General features: G+C 68.5%; 14 protein-coding genes, 3 tRNA genes and 1 pseudogene. 7 read left to right on the plus strand and 11 right to left on the minus strand.

Annotated features, from left to right (window positions below; all coding sequences use genetic code 11):
- Positions 1 to 67: 67 nt before the first annotated feature.
- Positions 68 to 141, minus strand: a tRNA-Leu gene (locus MB1_RS15655).
- 28 nt (positions 142 to 169) lie between these two features.
- Positions 170 to 517: pseudogene (locus MB1_RS15660) on the minus strand (Ppx/GppA phosphatase family protein); the annotation flags it as partial.
- A 188-nt stretch (positions 518 to 705) separates the two neighbouring features.
- Here MB1_RS15660 and MB1_RS15665 point away from each other — a divergent pair.
- Positions 706 to 1,284, plus strand: coding sequence for a DUF6642 family protein (locus MB1_RS15665; RefSeq protein ID WP_066909197.1), 579 nt, complete (start codon positions 706 to 708; stop codon positions 1,282 to 1,284).
- A gap of 221 nt (positions 1,285 to 1,505) precedes the next feature.
- Here MB1_RS15665 and MB1_RS15670 read toward each other — a convergent pair.
- From MB1_RS15670 to MB1_RS15710, 9 genes are all read right to left on the minus strand, one after another.
- Positions 1,506 to 1,582 (minus strand) — tRNA-Leu (locus MB1_RS15670).
- 31 nt (positions 1,583 to 1,613) lie between these two features.
- The gene (locus tag MB1_RS15675) at positions 1,614 to 2,564 is read right to left on the minus strand and encodes a Ppx/GppA phosphatase family protein (RefSeq protein ID WP_066909200.1); all 951 of its coding nucleotides are present in this window, start codon (positions 2,562 to 2,564) and stop codon (positions 1,614 to 1,616) included.
- A complete protein-coding gene (locus tag MB1_RS15680; protein ID WP_066909203.1) occupies positions 2,561 to 3,100 on the minus strand; it encodes a DUF501 domain-containing protein in 540 nt (179 codons plus the stop codon). Before MB1_RS15680 ends, MB1_RS15675 begins: the two co-directional genes overlap by 4 nt.
- Positions 3,097 to 3,579, minus strand: a complete 483-nt coding sequence (locus tag MB1_RS15685) for an FtsB family cell division protein (RefSeq protein ID WP_084351959.1) — start codon at positions 3,577 to 3,579, stop codon at positions 3,097 to 3,099. Before MB1_RS15685 ends, MB1_RS15680 begins: the two co-directional genes overlap by 4 nt.
- Before the next feature lie 182 nt (positions 3,580 to 3,761).
- Positions 3,762 to 5,057: a phosphopyruvate hydratase gene (eno, locus tag MB1_RS15690; RefSeq protein ID WP_066909206.1), complete on the minus strand. Its 1,296-nt coding sequence runs from the start codon at positions 5,055 to 5,057 to the stop codon at positions 3,762 to 3,764.
- 203 nt (positions 5,058 to 5,260) lie between these two features.
- Positions 5,261 to 5,965 carry a lytic transglycosylase domain-containing protein gene (locus MB1_RS15695; protein ID WP_084351961.1) on the minus strand — a complete coding sequence of 235 codons (705 nt, stop codon included), beginning with the start codon at positions 5,963 to 5,965 and terminating at the stop codon, positions 5,261 to 5,263.
- A gap of 352 nt (positions 5,966 to 6,317) precedes the next feature.
- On the minus strand, positions 6,318 to 7,112 hold the full coding sequence (locus tag MB1_RS15700; protein ID WP_245650217.1) for a MazG nucleotide pyrophosphohydrolase domain-containing protein: 795 nt from the start codon (positions 7,110 to 7,112) through the stop codon (positions 6,318 to 6,320).
- The gene (mfd, locus tag MB1_RS15705; protein ID WP_084351920.1) at positions 7,109 to 10,780 is read right to left on the minus strand and encodes a transcription-repair coupling factor; all 3,672 of its coding nucleotides are present in this window, start codon (positions 10,778 to 10,780) and stop codon (positions 7,109 to 7,111) included. Before mfd ends, MB1_RS15700 begins: the two co-directional genes overlap by 4 nt.
- Positions 10,781 to 10,913: 133 nt before the next feature.
- Entirely contained in the window at positions 10,914 to 11,558 is a 645-nt protein-coding gene (locus tag MB1_RS15710) for a ScbR family autoregulator-binding transcription factor (protein WP_066909209.1), read from the minus strand.
- A 983-nt stretch (positions 11,559 to 12,541) separates the two neighbouring features.
- Between MB1_RS15710 and MB1_RS15715 the strand changes: the two genes are divergently transcribed.
- The 6 genes from MB1_RS15715 to MB1_RS15740 all read left to right on the plus strand — a co-directional run bounded on the left by MB1_RS15715 (position 12,542) and on the right by MB1_RS15740 (position 17,878).
- A tRNA-Gln gene (locus tag MB1_RS15715) sits at positions 12,542 to 12,612 on the plus strand.
- An 80-nt stretch (positions 12,613 to 12,692) separates the two neighbouring features.
- Entirely contained in the window at positions 12,693 to 14,204 is a 1,512-nt protein-coding gene (glmU, locus tag MB1_RS15720; RefSeq protein WP_066909212.1) for a bifunctional UDP-N-acetylglucosamine diphosphorylase/glucosamine-1-phosphate N-acetyltransferase GlmU, read from the plus strand.
- Positions 14,201 to 15,178, plus strand: a complete 978-nt coding sequence (locus MB1_RS15725; RefSeq protein ID WP_281190123.1) for a ribose-phosphate diphosphokinase — start codon at positions 14,201 to 14,203, stop codon at positions 15,176 to 15,178. The genes glmU and MB1_RS15725 overlap by 4 nt, the downstream gene beginning before the upstream one ends.
- A gap of 230 nt (positions 15,179 to 15,408) precedes the next feature.
- Positions 15,409 to 16,023 carry a 50S ribosomal protein L25/general stress protein Ctc gene (locus tag MB1_RS15730; RefSeq protein ID WP_066909218.1) on the plus strand — a complete coding sequence of 205 codons (615 nt, stop codon included), beginning with the start codon at positions 15,409 to 15,411 and terminating at the stop codon, positions 16,021 to 16,023.
- A gap of 74 nt (positions 16,024 to 16,097) precedes the next feature.
- A complete protein-coding gene (pth, locus tag MB1_RS15735; RefSeq protein WP_066909221.1) occupies positions 16,098 to 16,673 on the plus strand; it encodes an aminoacyl-tRNA hydrolase in 576 nt (191 codons plus the stop codon).
- A gap of 152 nt (positions 16,674 to 16,825) precedes the next feature.
- Entirely contained in the window at positions 16,826 to 17,878 is a 1,053-nt protein-coding gene (locus MB1_RS15740) for a beta-ketoacyl-ACP synthase III (RefSeq protein ID WP_066909224.1), read from the plus strand.
- Positions 17,879 to 17,897: the final 19 nt, after the last annotated feature.

The raw sequence follows: 17,897 nt of genomic DNA on the forward strand, positions 1-17,897 counted from the left end.
GATGACTATCCGTTTCAATCGGCAATTCGGCACCACGACCGCAGCCGGAGGCACCCGTAGCTGTCGGTGGCCCCAGTCGGGCTCGAACCGACACTGGGCGGATTCTAAGTCCGCTGCCTCTGCCAATTGGGCTATGGGGGCGCACCGGCCGGAGCCGGTGACGGCGCGATCATCCCACGATCGACAGGGCGATGCCGTCGAGGATGTCGTGTTCGCTGACGGTCAGACCGGTGACGAGGGATTCCTCGGCGATGGCGGTGGCCAGGGTCGCGGTGATCAGCGATCCGGCGCCGATGACGTCGACGCGGCCGGGGTGCATCGGGCCGAGGCCGGCGCGTTCCGCACGGGTCATGCCGAGGAGACGGGCACAGATGGCGTCGATCTGTTCGAAGGATAAGTGCGACAGGTGGATGCGCTCGCTGTCGTACTTCGGCAGGTCGAGTGCCAGGGCGGCGATGGTCGTGACGGTCCCCGCGACACCCACCCAGGTACGCGCATCCTTGACCGGCACGGACGCCGGCGCGGGGCAAACCGTAAAGAAGTTGCCCCGGACAAGTCGACAGACGACAGGCACCAATCGAATCCCCGTCATCAGCGTTGATCCGCCCGTGCTCGGACGAGTAGGTGCCATCGACGGCCGAATCCATTTGCCGCGAAATGAATGATTCGGCTGAATGATCAACAATCGAGTGTCATTCTACACTTGTGGGAAACACGACGTTGCCGGGCATATTTTGCATCGAGAGCGACTGGGTGATCTCGATGGAGAGCAAACAGAGCGTCGAGCCTGCACTTCAGGCCCTCGAGAGAGCAGGCTACATCCGGTTGATCAGAAGAAGCGCGAACACCGCCGCCGAGCTGGAACTGTACCTGGACCGTTGGTTCGAGTACCGTCTGCGATCGTTCACGTTGGCCTACCTCGGCTTCCATGGAACAGCAAGGACACTCCACCTCCGGGATCAAGAGCTGAACCTGCCCCACCTCGCCGGCCTCATCCATGGCAGAGCCGAAGGTAAGGTCCTTCATTTCGGATCATGCCGAGCCATGGCAGGCGATGAACAGGAACTGCAACAGTTCTGTCGTGCCACAGGAGCTGCTGCGATCACCGGCTACACGAAGAACATCGAGTGGTTGGAATCGTCCGCGTTTGAGCTACTGCTGCTTCCGGAGCTCATGGACGCCGTCCGAATGAAATCGGCCCATGACCGCATAGTTCGCAGGTATCCAGATCTTGCCGAACGCCTCGGATTCCGTATGTCGCATGCAACCTGGACCTCACCGTAGCAGCAGAAACGTCGTTGGATCGACAGCTGTCAGCAGGCACCCGACGGCGTGCGTATCTCAATATCCAGTTCGACTCAGCCCATCCAAGAGTGACTGAACGGTTCGATACCGTCCGTTCCGTGTACCGCCGTTCGGAATACGTCGGCGGTAAAGTCCGACAGCCATGCGATTGACCACTCGAATCATCTACGTTCTCAGCAACGAAATCGGCCAACCGTAATTGGTGCCCCCAGTCGGGCTCGAACCGACACTGGGCGGATTTTAAGTCCGCTGCCTCTGCCAATTGGGCTATGGGGGCCCACCGGCCGCCTGCCGGTTTTACGGCGCGATCATCCCACGATCGACAGGGCGATGCCGTCGAGGATGTCGTGTTCGCTGACGGTCAGACCGGTGACGAGGGATTCCTCGGCGATGGCGGTGGCCAGGGTGGCGGTGATCAGCGATCCGGCGCCGATGACGTCGACGCGGCCGGGGTGCATCGGGCCGAGGCCGGCGCGTTCGGCGCGGGTCATACCGAGCAGGCGGGCGCAGATCGCGTCGATCTGTTCGAACGAGAACGTCGACAGGTGGATGCGGTCACGGTCGTACGCGGGCAGGTCCAGAGCGAGGGCGGCGAGGGTGGTCATGGTGCCGGCGACGCCGACCCAGGTGCGGGCCTGCTTGACCGGCACGGTCGCCAGCGCCGGGGCGAAACGTTCGGTGACGAAGTCGCGGGCGGCGGCCACCTCACCGGCGGTCGGTGGGTCGGAGTGCAGGGACCGTTCGGTGACACGCACACAGCCGACGTCGGCGGAGTAGGCGGCGGTCACCCCGTCGGCATCCCCCAGCACGAGTTCGGTGGAACCGCCGCCGAGGTCGACGACCAGGAAGGGGCCGTCCGCAGGATCGAGGTCACCGACCGCACCGGAAAACGACAGTCGCGCTTCCTCATCCCCGGAGATCACCTCGGCGATGGCGCCGTCGGCGACGGGGGCCAGCGTGCGGGCGGTCATGTCGAAGAAGTGGTCGCGATTGGCCGCGTCGCGGGTGGCGGAGGTGGCGACCATCCGGACGGTGTCGACCCCGCCGGTGGTGCCGATGATGCCGACGAACTCCTCGAGGGCGACGCGGGTGCGTTCGATCGCCTCGTCGGCGAACGTCCCGGTGGCGTCGACACCCTGACCGAGCCGCACGATGCGCATCTCGCGGGCGATGTCGGTCAACGCACCGTCGGCGCCGATGTCGGCCACCAGCAGGCGGATCGAGTTGGTACCGCAGTCGATCGCTGCCACCCTGCTCATCGGGATTCCTCTCGGTTCACGGTGAACGGCAGGTCCGCGAGCCGCGGCCAATCCGCCGGGATCGCCGTTCCCCGTAGCTGCCCCTCGGCGGCCAGGGCCACCGTCTCGTCGCCGAGCGGATTGACGCCGGGCCCCTTCGCCAACGAGTGGGCGATCAACACATGCAAACACTTCACCCGGTCCGGCATCCCACCACCGGTGAAATTCGTTCCGAGGGACTCGATCTCGTTGCGCTCCGTCAGATACGATTCGTGCGCTTCGCGATACGCCGCCGCCAGATCCGTGTCGACGGCCAACCGTTCGGTCATCTCCCGCATCACACCGGCGGACTCCAGCCGACTCGCCTCGGCGGTCAACCGGGGATCGGTCAGGTAGTAGAGCGTGGGAAACGGTGTGCCATCGGCCAATCGGGGGGCGGTCTTCACCACGGCGGGCAGACCGTCCGGCGTGCGGTAGGAGATCTCCAGGACTCCGCGCGGCTCGCGGCCCAGCTGCCGACCCACCACGTCGAGATCGGCGGCGGTGGGTGCGGTCACCCGCCGACCCCGGAGGTGTCGATCAGCGGGATCGGGTCGGGGATATTGCGCACGGTCTGCTCGTCCTCGGGGGTTTCGTTCAACTGCGTCCACAGCTCGCCGTACCAGTTGCCGCTTGCCGTCGGCTCGGGAACCTCGACGTCATTCTTCGGTCGAGCGCCGGGGAGCTGCACCTGGTACGGGGTTTCGCCGGGCGTGACGTAGCCGAGCCGCTCGCGGGCCTCCGCGCGCACGTACGACTCGTCGTGAATGCGGTCCTGTTCGGCCTGCAGGTCCGCGACCTCCTGCCGCAGTTGCTCCGACTCCGACAGCGCGGTGATGAATTCGCTGCGCTGGGACAGATAGGTGCGGATCGGCACGGCGAGGGTCAGCGCGAGGCCGATCACCACCGCGGCCAGGACGACCAGCTTCGCGGTGCTCAGCCCGGCGAAGCGACCCTGCAGACGGGATCGGATGCCTCCACCGGCGGGGCGACGCATCGCCGGGGTGCGCCGCGTGGACGCACCCCGGGACGTCGTCTTCGTGGTCGCGCGGGACGCGGATGACGCCGGGCCCGAACGGGACCCGGACGTGCCGCGCCCGCCGGACCGGGCGGACGTGGAACGACCGGTCGACGGCGATCCCTGCCGCCGCCGGTCGTTGCCGCTGTCCGCCATATGCGTCAGACCTCCGCGGTCTCGACGACCAGACGCGGGAAGGCCAGATCGCCGGCATAGCGTCCGGCGTCGCCGAGGGCTTCCTCGATGCGCAGCAGCTGGTTGTACTTCGCGACGCGCTCGCTGCGGGCCGGGGCACCGGTCTTGATCTGACCGCTGCCGACCGCCACCGCCAGGTCGGCGATGGTGACGTCCTCGGTCTCACCACTGCGGTGGCTCATCATGGTGCGGTAGCCGCTGCGGTGGGCCAGGTCGACCGCGTCGAGGGTCTCGGTCAGCGTGCCGATCTGGTTGACCTTGACCAGCAGCGCATTTCCGGCGCCCTTGAGGATGCCTTCCTCGAGACGCTCCGGGTTGGTGACGAAGAGGTCGTCGCCGACGATCTGCACCTTGTCGCCGATCTCGGAGGTCAGATCGACCCAGCCGGCCCAGTCGTCCTCGCTGAGCGGGTCCTCGATCGACACCAGTGGGTACTCGCCGACCAACTCGTTGTAGAACGCGGTCAGCTCGGCGGCGCTGCGGGTCTTGCCCTCGAAGGAGTAGCCGGTGCCCTCGGTGTGGAACTCGGTGGCCGCGACGTCGAGCGCCAGCGCGATGTCGGTGCCGACCGAGTAGCCGGCCTTCGCGATCGCGTCGCTGATCAGGTCGAGGGCCGCACGGGTGCCGGCGATATCGGGGGCGAAGCCACCCTCGTCACCGAGACCGGTCGCCAGGCCGCGCTCCTTGAGCACCGACTTGAGCGCGTGGTAGACCTCCGCACCCCAGCGCAGCGCCTCCTTGAAGGTGGGGGCACCGATCGGGGCGATCATGAATTCCTGGACGTCGACGCCGGTATCGGCGTGCGCGCCACCGTTGATGATGTTCATCATCGGGACGGGCAGGATATGCGCCGAGGGGCCGCCGACATAGCGGAACAGCTCGAGGCCCGAGGACGATGCGGCGGCCTTGGCGACCGCCAGCGAGACGCCGAGCAGCGCGTTCGCGCCGAGGCGGGACTTGTCGGGGGTGCCGTCGAGGTCGAGCAGCGCTTGGTCGACCTCGCGCTGGTCGATGGCGTCCAGACCGATCACGGCGGGCGCGATCTCGTCGAGGACGCCGTTGACGGCCTTGGTCACACCCTTGCCCTGGTAGCGGTCGCCACCGTCACGCAGTTCCACGGCTTCGTGCTCACCGGTCGAAGCGCCGGAGGGCACCGCCGCCCGGGCGAGGGTGCCGTCGTCGAGGGCAACCTCCACCTCCACAGTCGGGTTTCCGCGAGAATCGAGGATCTCGCGGGCACCTACTTGCTCGATGATCGCCACCGGATGATCTCCCTTACTGAAGTCTCGGGTACGGCGTCGTCACGATCGCCGACCGGGGTCTCCGGCGTCGACCGCCCACGCGGGGGCCGGGCAGGGCGACCCCGACGTCAGCCTAGTCGGGACGACCGGGAGCGCGCATCAGGCGCGCGGTCCGGATGGTGGTCGCCACACCGATTGCCCGCCATCGCACCGAACCCGGACGGTCAGCGCGGTTCGATACCGAGCGCGTATGCGGCCGCCCGGTCGCGCACCTCCATCTGATAGGGCCGCGAGAGGTTGTAGGCGTACAGCGCGGTCGACCATCCCTCGGGGGTGGTCAACGTGCCGCCGCGGGCGCAGAGATAGCGGGCCGCGCTCAGGGCGGCGTCGTCGATATTGTCCGGCGAGGCGACACCGTCGCCGTTCGCGTCGACACCCCAGGTCTGCCAGGTCTCCGGGATGAACTGCATCGGTCCCATCGCCCGGTCGAGTTCCGCATCGCCGTCGAGCGCGCCGCCGTCGGTATCGCGGATCTCGGCGCGGCCGCCGTTTCCGTCGAGGGGCAGACCCCGGATGACGGGGACGACGTCGCCGTTGCTCTCGATCGAGGCGCCGTTGTGCCGGCCGTGGTCGCTCTCGACGCTGCCGATGCCGGCGAGGGTGGTCCAGGCGATCCCGCAGGCGGGTTCGCGGGCGGCGAAGACCGCGGCCGCGTAGCCGTAGGCCTCGAGCGCGGTGACCGGGATGTCGGTGGTTGCGGCGATCCCCGCGGCCCAGTCGGCCAGTTGGTCGGCGGTGCGGCCGGGGGCGTCGACGTCGATCGCGGGCAGCGCCGCACCCGGAGCGGGTGGGACGTCGGTGGGGATGTCGATGGCCGGACGACCGCGATCGAGCAGCCCGTAGATACCGAGTGCGCCGCAGCCGGCCATCACGAACAGCAGGGTGCCGAGGATCAGGGCGAGACCGGTGAAGCGCCGACGCGGCGGCGGTGCGGGCGGCCGGTACGGACTCCAGGAGGGCGAGCCGGCGCCATAGGCGCTGTAGGAACCGACACCGACCGGTTGCCGCAGCGGCTCCGATTCGGGCCGAGCCCCGATGGGCTCGGTCGGTCGATGCGAATTGTCCACTCGCCCATGATGCCGACGTCGGGTGCGTCAGCCGCGCAGCCGCGGGCCCACGTCGCGATCGGCCGGTCCCCGCCCACGACGCGATTATGGGCCGCGACCTGCGATCGGACTCGCGACCGCGTCGGATATGTCCGCTCTGGGTGAACAGCCTTCGTCAGACCTCGGTGACGTCATTCGTGACGTCACCGTCACCATCGATGACGCCGGCGCTCGGCGCGGGCCAATGGGTCCGCCAGCGCTCGGCGGTCATCTCCCCCGGTCCGATTCCGGCGTCGGCGGCGGCGCGCTCGGCGGCCCGGATGCGCGCCGCGAAGGCGAGTACCCGGCGGCGTAGATCCCCTTCGACGTCGCCGTCACCGTCGGTCGGCAGGGCGATGCGGGTGATCGATTCGGGCACCAGGTCCGCGGGCAGCCCGGCGCCGGCCGCCCGGCCGAGAACCTTGCTCGCCAACGCCAGCGCGGGCAATCCGAGCGCGATGCCGTCCACACAGGATCGGCGGCCGGGCTTCTCCACCGCCTTGGCCGCCTGCCAGGCGCTCTCCTGGGCGGCGATATCCATCGTCAGATCGGGCGTCGTCAACAGCGGGCTGCGCCGGCGCAGCTTGGCGACCAGCGCCGCGGCGACGTCGTCGATATCGAAACTGCCGGAGTCCTGTGCGATGCGGGCGTGAAAGAGGACCTGCAACAACAGGTCCCCCAGTTCGTCGCGCAGTTCGGCGGCGTCCCCGGTATCGATCGCGTCGAGCACCTCGTAGGTCTCCTCGACCAGATAGGGGCGCAGCGATGCGTGCGTCCGACCGGACTCCCAGCTTCCCAGTCGACGCAGGGTGTCCATCACCTCGATCGCCTCGGCGACCGCCGAACCCGCCGGGAGGCCCACCGCCGCGGGATCGCCCCCGAGCACTGCGGGATCGCCACCGAACACGGCCGGATCCTCGTGCGCGGTCACGCGCCGCCGCGCTCGAAGGTGCTCAGATCCACGGTGTCGGCGGGCCGTCCGTCCAGGGAGAGCAGGACATTGACCACGAACTGCAGCAGTTCGACGTCCCGCACCCGCGGCGCACCGACCCCGCCGGAACCCGACCGCGGCAGCGGCACGGTGACCGCCGACGTGGTCGCCCGATATCCGGCGCTCGGGAAGAGGCGCTTGAGGCGGATCTGCTTGGAATCGGGCAATTCCAACGGCGAGAGCCGCAGGGTGGAATCGGTCGCCGTCACCTCGGTCAGCCGATACTCGCGGCAGAGGTTGCGGGTCCGGGCCACCGCGACCAGACGCGAAACCACCTCCGGCAGTGGACCGTAGCGGTCGACCAGTTCGTCGACCACCGCGTGCAGGGCCGCCTCGTCCTCGGCCGCCGCGAGCTTGCGGTACGCCTCCAATCGCAGGCGGTCACCGGTGATGTACTGCTCCGGGATGTGCGCGTCGACCGGCAGATCGATGCGCACCTCCTTGGGCGCGTCGTCGGTCGAGATCGGGGTGCCGTCGGCGGCGGCACGGTAGGCCTCGACCGCCTCACCGACCAGACGCACGTAGAGGTCGAAGCCGACACCGGCGATATGACCGGACTGTTCGGCACCGAGAACGTTACCGGCGCCGCGGATTTCGAGGTCCTTCATCGCGACGGCCATACCGGCGCCGAGGTCGGAGTTCTGCGAGATCGTCGCGAGTCGGTCGTAGGCCGCCTCGGTCAGCGGCTTCTCCGCCGGGTACAGGAAGTAGGCGTAGCCGCGTTCGCGACTGCGGCCGACGCGCCCGCGCAACTGGTGCAACTGGGACAGGCCGAGCGTATCCGCGCGCTCGACGATCAGGGTGTTGGCGTTCGAGATGTCCAGGCCGGTCTCGACGATGGTGGTACACACCAGGATGTCGAACTCGCGATTCCAGAACCCCTGAACGGTGCTTTCCAGCGCCTCCTCGCCCATCTGACCGTGCGCGACGACCACCCGCGCCTCGGGCACCAGATCGCGGATGCGGGCGGCGGCCCGGTCGATCGACGAGACCCGGTTGTGCACGTAGAAGATCTGTCCGTCGCGCAGCAACTCACGGCGGATCGCGGCGGCGACCTGCTTGTCGGCGTAGGGGCCGACGTAGGTGAGCACCGGATGGCGCTCCTCGGGCGGGGTGAGGATGGTCGACATCTCCCGGATGCCGGCCATGCTCATCTCCAGGGTGCGCGGAATCGGCGTGGCGGACATGGTCAATACGTCGACGTGGGTGCGCAGCGAGGTGATGTGCTCCTTGTGTTCGACACCGAAGCGCTGCTCCTCGTCGACGATCACCAGGCCGAGGTCCTTCCACCGCACCCCGGTCTGCAGCAGGCGGTGGGTACCGATGACGACGTCGACCGTGCCGTCGGCCAGACCCTCGAGCACCTGCCGGGATTCGGCGGGCGAGGTGAATCGCGAGAGTCCCTCGACGCGAATCGGATACGACGCCATCCGCTCGGTGAAGGTCTGCAGGTGCTGCTGAGCGAGCAGCGTGGTCGGCACCAGCACGGCGACCTGACGGCCGTCCTGGACCGCCTTGAACGCCGCGCGCACCGCGATCTCGGTCTTGCCGTAGCCGACGTCGCCGATGATGACCCGGTCCATCGGGACCGGCTTCTCCATATCGGCCTTGACCTCGGCGATCACGTTGAGCTGGTCGGCGGTCTCGGTGTACGGGAAGGCGTCCTCCATCTCCTTCTGCCACGGGCTGTCCGCGGCGAAGGCGTGGCCGGGCGAGGACTGCCGAGCGGCGTAGAGCCGCACCAACTCTCCGGCGATCTCCCGGACGGCGGCCCGCGCCTTGCGCTTGGTATTGGCCCAGTCCGAACCACCGAGCTTGCTGATCGACGGCATCTCGCCGCCGACATAGCGGGAGAGCTGATCGAGCGAATCCATCGGCACGTAGAGCTTGTCGCCGGGACCACCGCGCTTGCTCGGCGCGTACTCGATCACCAGATATTCGCGGCGGGCGCCGCCGATCGTGCGCTCGATCATCTCGACGAAGCGGCCGATGCCGTGCTGGTCGTGCACGACCGGGTCCCCGGCGGTCAACGCCAACGGGTCGACCTGATTGCGCCGACGCACCGTCTTGGAGGGTTCGGAGCCGGCCACCCGGTTGCCGGTCAGGTCCGGTTCGGCCAACACGACCAGGCGCGCGTCGGGGAAGATGCCGCCGGTGTAGAGCCTGCCGCGCAGGACACCGACCACCCCCGACTGGGGCGCGGAACCCGGCGTGAGCAGGGCGGCGGGCACATCGGCGGCGCGCAGACGCTCGATCGTCCGTTCGGCGGAACCCTGGCCGGCCATCACCACCGCCGCGGAACCTGCGGTCGCGCAGTGTCCGCGCAGGTCGGCGAAAACGCGTGCGATCGCCTCCTCCGATCCCCCGGCGCTCGGCGCGGGTTCGATCGGCAGGACCACCTCCGAGCCGTCGCCGGAGGCCAGCGGCGAGAAGGTCCACCACTGCCGACCCGAGGCCGCGACGCCCTCGCGCACGACATCGATCGACCGGTAGGCCGAGACGCTCAGGTCGACGGGGCCGTCGGCATCGGGAACGGTCCAGGTGCGCGAATCGATCGGGGCCGCGCCGCCGAGCGAGGCGGCCGTCCAGGATGCCTCCAGGAATTCGTGACCGGTGCGGACCAGGTCCGCGGCACGGGTGCGGACCTTTTCCGGGTCGCAGACCAGTACCCGCGCATCGGCGGGCAGCACGTCGGTCAGCATCTGCATGCGGCCGTCGCCGAGGATCGGGGCGAGCGCCTCCATCCCCTCGACCGGGACGCCACCGGCCAACTTCTCGAGCATCTCGACCAGGGCGGCATCGGCGCTGTTGACCGCGACCAGGGCCTCGGCCCGGCGGCGGACCTCCTCGGTCAGCAGCGTCTCGCGGCAGGGCGGCGCGATCAATACCTCGACCGAGGCCTCGGACAGCGACCGCTGGTCGGCCACCGAGAAGGGCCGGATCTCGGTGACCTCGTCGCCCCAGAATTCGATGCGACAGGGGTGGTCGGAGGTCGGCGGGAAGATGTCGATGATGCCGCCGCGGACCGCGAACTCACCCCGCTTGCCCACCAGATCGACGCGGTTGTAGGCAAATTCGACCAGCCGATGGATCAGCTCGTCGAAGTCGGTGTCCTCGCCGCGACGCAGCACGATCGGCTCGATCTCGCCGAGGCCGAAGGCCAATGGCTGCAGGACCGAGCGCACCGCGCTGACCACCACGCGCAGCGGCGGACCGTAGAGGTCGATCTCGGGGTGCGCGAGGCGGCGCAGGATCTCGAAGCGCCGGCCGACGGTATCGGCGCCGGGCGACAGGCGCTCGTGCGGAAGGGTTTCCCAGGACGGGAAGTTCACCACGACCGGGCCGAGCAGATCGGTCAGTTCCGCGGTGAGTTCGTCCGCCTCGCGACCGGTCGCGGTGACCACCAGCACGGGCGCCGTCCGGGCGAGCGTGGCGGCGACGAACGGGCGGGCGCCGTGCGCACCGACGACGGTGGTGTCCCGTTCGATACCGGACAGCCGTGCGAGGGCCGCATCGGAGCCGGCAACCCCCAGCAACCCCGACAGCGGGACTGCGGATTCCTCGCCGCTCGGGGCGGCGGAGACGGCGGACGAGGACGAGACGGACACGGCGCTCCCGGATCGGAGGGGACGATCACCCGACTGGGCATCGCTCCGATTCTAGAGAGTGTGAATCGCGCACCCGAGGGGCACTCGACCGGCCGCGAACGGCCGGTCGGTCCTCGGTGGGTGACGGAACGGATCAGGCCCCGAAGCGCAGGACGCGACGGGCGGCGAACTCGCGGAAGTAGTCCAGCTTGTTCTCCGGAACGAGGGACGGCAGCACGAAGAACCACATGCGCTCCATCCGACCGGGCAGCTCGTCGAGCGCGCCGGTCGCCGCGGCGACCATGTGTACACCGACGACGGCCTCGACCATCAGGGTGCCGACCGCCTCGGCGTCCGAATCCGCGATGAAGTCACCCTGCTCGACCGCTCGCTCGGCGAGGCGCCGATAGGTGTTGCCCCACCCTTCGATGACATTCTCGCGGGTACCGCGAAAGTCGCCGATCTGATGCTTGAGTCGGAACATCGCGGCGACCATTCGATCGGTGGTCGCGAGATCGACGGTGATGTAGGAGATACCGATCGCCGCTTCCAGCGCCGGAACCCGCGAGTCGGTCACCGACCGGCAGGCCTCCTCGAGCCGTCGACCGCCCTCGTCGATGACCGCGCGCGCCAGTTCTTCCTTCGAGCCGAAGTGGAAGTACAAGGCACCCTTGGTGACCTGAGACTGCGCGATGATCTCACTCAGGCTGGCATTGGCATATCCCAAGCGGAGAAAGACATCGGCGGCACCGGTGAGCACCGTATCGCGAGTGATTTCCGCACGTGCCTGCCTGACCATTCGCTCCACCTCTGGGTTCCCTACGAAAACAGCATGCTCGTCAAACAATGAATGAACGGTACCACCCGGCTGCCGTAATGCTCACCCGGATTGATTACGAACACCTATCGGCGCGTCCCAACATGACCACCGCATCCGGTACCGGCAAGCGTTCGATCCACCGCGTTCAACTCCGGGCGATTCGACAGTCGAACGGTAGGCGACACCGATCCGACGCGGTAATCGGAACACTCACGGACCCCTGGTCGACGACCGTTTCCGCAGGCTGGGGCGGCGTCTCGGACGTACGCCCGGTTCCAACCCCCGGGACGAACGGGTGGTGTTCACCGTCTCGATACAGCGAACCGCCGGATCGAATCACTTACGCTAATATGACGTTGTGCCATAACATGATGATTGATTGCCGTTGAAACAATACCGGCGCCCATCAGCACGCCTCGAATACCTACCAATAATCCGATTCGGTACCCGATATCCGGAGGGATCACCGGTATTAGCGACGTCCGGATCGGACACTTCGGACCGCTCGGGGACTCTCGACCCACGTCATCGGTGACCAACGGGACCGCGTACAACGCGCGCGCTCGGGACCGGGCCGCCGGCGAGCCTCGGACCGCATACACCGCAGAGCCCTCGGAACCCTCCTGGAACCCTCGGAACTGGGGGGCGCCGGAAAGCAGGGTGCGGGGCGTCCACGCCGCCGAGGCAGTTCCCACCCGCCCGGGCCGCCGGGGCGTTCCCGCCCGCCGGGGCCGCGCGATCTGCCGGACCGCGCTATCTGCCGGACCGCACGATCTGCCGGGGCCGCGCACGCCGCGGTCGAACCGCCGCCACGCCGGGTTACCCGCCCCATGACACGCCCGGCCGTCCGACATACCCGACGCGGTTCGACGCACGGCCGCGTCTCGTGCGAGGATTCAGGGCGCCCGATGCCGCGCGCGTCCTTCGCACGAGCGGAAGATGCGCCAGGTACCGGACGGCAGTCCGCCGTAGTGTAATGGCAGCACACCTGACTTTGACTCAGTTAGTCCAGGTTCGAGTCCTGGCGGCGGAGCCCGCGAACGGGCGACTCCCCTGCGGAGCTCGCGAGCGAGCGACTGCGACACATGTCCCGAGCAGGATCGAAGGAGATCAATGCCTTTCGATATCGCCGCCATCGTCCTGGCGGCGGGCGCCGGCACCCGGATGCGATCGAAGCGGCCGAAGGTACTGCACAGTCTCGCGGGGCGGACGCTGCTCGAGCACGCCCTCCGCGCCACGCAGGCAATCGAACCCGACGCGCTGGTCACCGTGGTCGGACACGGCCGTGAAGCGGTGGGTGCGGAGGTCGATCGCATCGGCGCGCGCCTGGGTACGCCGATCGACGTCGCCGTCCAGGATCAACAGCTCGGCACCGGCCACGCGGTGTCCTGCGGGGTCGCCGCGTTCGGCGACCGGGTCCCCGGCACGATCGTCGTCACCTCCGCCGACGTCCCCCTTCTCGACGGCGCGACGCTCGCGACCCTGGTCGACACCCACGTCGGCGGCGGCGCCGCGGTGACCGTACTGACCTTCACGCCCCCCGATCCGACCGGTTACGGCCGCATCGTGCGCGACGACGCCGGCCTGGTGACCCGTATCGTCGAGCACGCCGACGCGACGACCGAACAGCGGGAGATCGGCGAGGTCAACTCCGGTATCTACGCCTTCGACGGCCGGGTCCTGGTCGACGCCCTCGCCCAATTGCGCACCGACAACGCGCAGGGCGAGCTGTACCTGACCGACGTGATCGAGCTCGCCCGCGCCGCCGGCCGATACGTGCTCGCCTCCCCGGTCTCCGATCCCACCGTGGTGCTGGGCGTCAACGACCGCATCCAACTCGCGGCCGCCGGCGCCGCGCTCAATACCCGCCTGCTCCACCTGCACATGTCCGGTGGCGTGACCATCGTCGACCCGGCGAGCACCCGCGTCGACATGGACGTTCGGATCGACCCCGACGTCACCCTCCTTCCCGGGGTCCAACTGCACGGAACGACGGTCGTCGCCGAGGGCGCCACGATCGGACCGGATACCACCCTGACCGATGTCGAGGTCGGCGCGGGCGCGCGGGTGATCCGCACCCACGGCGAGGGCGCGGTGATCGGGCCCGACGCGACCGTCGGCCCGTTCGCCTATCTGCGACCCGGTACCCGCCTCGGCGACGCCGGCAAGATCGGCACCTTCGTCGAGACCAAGAACGCCCGGATCGGCGCGCATTCGAAGGTGCCCCACCTGACCTACGTCGGCGACGCCACCGTCGGCGAGTACAGCAACATCGGCGCTTCGAGCGTCTTCGTCAACTATGACGGTGTCGAGAAGAACCACACCGTCATCGGATCGCATGTGCGCACCGGATCGGACAATATGTTCGTCGCCCCGGTGCGCGTCGGCGACGGGGCGTATACCGGAGCGGGGACGGTCGTGCGGGCCGATGTGCCGCCGGGCGCCCTCTCGATCACGACGGGCGATCAGCGCGTGATCGAGGGCTGGGTGTTGCGCAAACGAAGTGGCACGCCCTCGGCCGACGCGGCCGAGGCGGCCCTGACCCGAGTGGATGCGGCGCCGGCTCGGCCTCAGGAGCACAATGACAACGGCAGGCGACCGTCGACGCAGGATGGGGAACAGTGAACCGGAGCGTTCAGAATTCGAAGAGCCTCATGCTTTTCTCGGGGCGGGCGCACCCCGAGTTGGCTGAGGAGGTCGCCAAGGAGCTCGACATCGAGGTCACTCCGCAGACGGCCCGGGACTTCGCGAACGGCGAGATCTTCGTTCGCTTCGAGGAATCGGTACGCGGCTGCGACGCCTTCGTCCTGCAGAGCCATCCGGAGCCGCTGAACAAGTGGGTCATGGAGCAGTTGATCATGATCGACGCGCTCAAGCGGGGGTCCGCCAAGCGGATCACCGCGATCCTGCCCTTCTATCCCTATTCACGGCAGGACAAGAAGCACCGCGGTCGCGAGCCGATCTCCGCGCGCCTGATCGCCGACCTGCTCAAGGCCGCCGGCGCCGACCGCATCGTCTCGGTCGACCTGCACACCGACCAGATCCAGGGCTTCTTCGACGGACCTGTCGATCACATGCGGGGCCAGCCGGTGCTCTGTGACTACATCGCCGAGAACTACCCGACCGACAACATCACCGTGGTCTCCCCCGACTCGGGTCGCGTGCGGGTCGCGGAGAAGTGGGCCGACGCGCTGGGCGGTTCGCCGCTGGCGTTCATCCACAAGACGCGAGATCCGTTGGTGCCCAACCAGGTGGTCTCCAATCGGGTTGTCGGTGAGGTCACCGGCCGCACCTGCATCCTGACCGACGACATGATCGATACCGGCGGCACGATCGCCGGGGCCGCGCGCCTGTTGCTCGACGCCGGCGCCTCGGACGTCATCGTCGCGGCCACGCACGGCATCCTGTCGCCGCCGGCCGCCGAGCGGTTGGCCAACTGCGGTGCGCGTGAGGTGATCGTCACCAATACGCTGCCGATCGCCGACGAGAAGCGATTCCCGAACCTGACGGTCCTATCGATCGCGCCGCTGCTCGCCCGCACCATCCGCGAGGTCTTCGAAAACGGCTCGGTCACGTCGCTGTTCGACGGAAACGCCTGACCGGCCGAAAGCCCGACAACCGGTCCATCCCGTCCCGAATCGGACACCTGCCCGAGTCCGATTCGGGACCTTGGATGACCATGAGGTAAACTGGCTGTCATTGTCTCGGCGAGGGTGCGTCGTGCACGCCACGACCACCGTGATCGACGCGGCCACGGCTGACGTCGTCGCGCGCCGCTCGCCCGGGGGGACGAACCGACTTTGTCAGCAACGGCCGTAGGAGATCTTTCGTGTCCAGCAACACCACCGTCATCGACGCCACCGTGCGCACCAGCTTCGGCAAGGGCGCCTCGCGTCGCACCCGCCGCGACGGCGGCGTTCCCGCCGTTCTCTACGGCCACAAGACCGACCCGCGCCACCTCGCCCTCCCGGCGCTCGAGTTCGCCGCCGTCCTGCGCGCCCACGGCACCAACGCCGTCGTCGAGCTGAACATCGATGGCGACAAGCAGCTCGCGCTGACCAAGTCCGTTGTCGTGCACCCGATCCGCAACTACATCGAGCACGCGGACCTGCTGGTGATCCGCCGCGGCGAGAAGGTTGTCGTCGAGGTCACCGTCACCGCCGTCGGCGAGGCCGGCCCGGCCACCCTGGTCACCCAGGAGGTCGACACCATCGAGATCGAGGCCGACGCGCTGTCGATCCCCGAGTCCCTCGAGGTCTCGATCGAAGGTGCCACCCCCGGCACCCAGTTCACCGCCGGCGACATCACCCTTCCGGAGGGTGTCACCCTGCAGTCCGATCCGGAGCTGCTGGTCATCAACGTCGTCGACGCGCCCACCGAGGCCGACCTGGACGACACCGCCGAGACCCCGGCCGAGGCGCCCGCCGCCGAGGCCGCCGAGTAACAGGCCCCCACTGCGGTCGGCTTCGGAGCTTCCGGAGCCTGCGACGAGAGAACCGGGATTTCCGAGGTGAAGACGTGACCGATACGGCGGTCGTGGTCGGCCTGGGGAATCCCGGTTCGCGTTATGCCGACACCCGGCACAACATCGGCGCGATGGTGGTCGACGCGATGGCCGCCCGCGCCGGGGTGCGCGCCGGCACCCACAAGAAGTCCAACTGCGACGTGGCGACCATTCGCCTCGGCGACCGATCGGTGATCCTCGCCCGCCCGCGCACCTACATGAACGAGTCGGGTCGGGCGGTCGCGGCACTGCTGCGGTTCTACTCGGCCACGCCGGCCGATCTGATCGTCGTCCACGACGAGCTCGACCTCGATTTCGGCACGCTGCGCCTCAAGCGCGGCGGCGGCGAGGGCGGCCACAACGGCCTGCGATCGATCTCGTCGGCGATCTCCGACCGCAACTACCTGCGGCTTCGTTTCGGAATCGGCCGCCCGCCCGGCCGGATGGATCCGGCCGCCTTCGTTCTCGAACGGTTCTCGACCGTCGAGCGCAAGGAGGTGCCGCTGCAGATCGAACTGGCCGCGGACGCGGTCGAAGACGTCGTCCGGTCCGGGCTCGAGGCGGCCCAGAATCGCCTGCACGCCGGCTGACCGACCGGACATCGTTAACTATCCGGCCATCTCGCGCGATACCGTTCAGGTAGGACGGGTCGGATCGGCCGACACCGCGTCAGTAGAACCGGTGCTGCCGGCACCCGCGCACCTCCTCGGAGGTCGGGATGAAGACAAGAGAGGCATGAGCCGTGATCGATATCGCTGCTGCCGAGGGAGTGCGCAACGTCGGCCTGCTCGGGATCGGGGCCTACCGGCCGCGTCGCATCGTCACCAATGCGGAGATCTGTGAGCGGATCGACTCGACCGACGAGTGGATCGTCAGCCGTTCGGGTATCCACACCCGCCACTTCGCGTCCGCGGACGAGACCGTCCGGGCGATGTCGGTGATCGCCGGACAGCGCGCGATCGACAACAGCGGCATCGACCCGGCCGAGATCGGCGCGCTGATCCTGGCCACCTCGACCTGGCCGCAGCAGGTACCGCACGGCGCCCCGGTCGTCGCCTTCGACCTCGGCATCAACGGTGTCGCCGCCATGGACCTGACCGCCGGCTGTTCCGGCTTCGGTCACGGCATGGCCGTCGGCGCCGACCTGATCCGCGCCGGCAGCGCCAAGTACACCCTGGTGATCGGTGTCGAGCGGATGAGCGACGGGTTGGACATGACCAACCGCGGGAACTGCTTCATCTTCGGTGACGGCGCCGGCGCGGTCGTGCTGGGTCCGACCGAGCGCAACGGCATCTCCCCCGTCGTCTGGGGTTCCGACGGCGAGCACTCGCAGGCGATCCGGCAGAACCACACGATCGTCGACTACATGGAGATGGGCGCGAACGCGACCGGTCCGATCGGCAAGATGACCCTGGAGATGGACGGCTCGACCGTCTTCCGCTGGGCCGCGATCACCCTGCCCAAGGCGATCCATCAGACGCTGACCAGCGCCGGTGTCACCACCGAGGACATCGAGGTCTTCGTCCCGCACCAGGCCAACGCCCGGATCAGCGAGGTCATGAAGAAGCACCTCGGCTTCGGCGACGACGTACCGATGGCCAACGACATCGCGACCACCGGCAACACCTCGTCCGCGTCGATCCCGCTGGCGATGGAGGAGTTGCTGCGCACCGGTAAGGCCAAGGAGGGCCAGACCGCGCTGTTGCTCGGCTTCGGCGCCGGTCTGACCTACGCCGGCCAGGTCGTCACGTTGCCGCCCGCCCCGGCGCCGGTCACCGACCCGGACCACCTCTAGTCCTCCCGGCCCCACCGGG

Origin of the sequence: Millisia brevis NBRC 105863 (assembly GCF_001552615.1) — a bacterium.
Lineage (GTDB): Bacteria > Actinomycetota > Actinomycetes > Mycobacteriales > Mycobacteriaceae > Millisia > Millisia brevis.

Excerpts from the sequence above, each read along its gene's own strand:
- MB1_RS15685 (WP_084351959.1), bottom strand. The coding sequence starts at position 3,579 with ATGCGTCGCCCCGCCGGTGGAGGCATCCGATCCCGTCTGCAGGGTCGC.
- glmU (WP_066909212.1), top strand. The coding sequence starts at position 12,693 with ATGCCTTTCGATATCGCCGCCATCGTCCTGGCGGCGGGCGCCGGCACC.
- MB1_RS15710 (WP_066909209.1), bottom strand. The coding sequence starts at position 11,558 with ATGGTCAGGCAGGCACGTGCGGAAATCACTCGCGATACGGTGCTCACC.
- MB1_RS15675 (WP_066909200.1), bottom strand. The coding sequence starts at position 2,564 with ATGAGCAGGGTGGCAGCGATCGACTGCGGTACCAACTCGATCCGCCTG.
- MB1_RS15695 (WP_084351961.1), bottom strand. The coding sequence starts at position 5,965 with ATGGCCGGCTGCGGCGCACTCGGTATCTACGGGCTGCTCGATCGCGGT.